The 242-nt window shown below is 43.4% G+C and carries 1 protein-coding gene; it reads left to right on the top strand.

The window, feature by feature from the left end:
• Window positions 1–81: 81 nt before the first annotated feature.
• A partial coding sequence (locus BCT34_RS04505; RefSeq protein ID WP_181257491.1) for a transposase domain-containing protein occupies window positions 82–242 on the top strand: 161 nt, incomplete at its 3' end.

Here is a 242-nt window from a genome sequence, read left to right as displayed (position 1 = left end):
TAATGCCGATCGTTTAAGAAGGCTTGAACGATCCTGCAGTTAGAAGATAATCCCCATCAACAATGTTGATGGGGATTTTTTATGCTTGAACAAGAATTAGCAATGGCACACGAGACCATTGAAGATGCCGACAATTATGAATCTGTCGTCGACGCTATTCAAATTGAGTGGATAGAACAAGCTCTTCTTGAAACCAATAAAGCGAGCATAAGACGCCGCCGACTTCCCGCTCAGCAAGCTGT

This window comes from Vibrio sp. 10N.261.45.E2, assembly GCF_002875705.1.
In the GTDB taxonomy this organism is placed as follows: domain Bacteria; phylum Pseudomonadota; class Gammaproteobacteria; order Enterobacterales; family Vibrionaceae; genus Vibrio.
The sequence above is the reverse complement of the archived record's forward strand: the minus strand, read 5'-3'. Positions and strand labels throughout refer to the sequence as shown.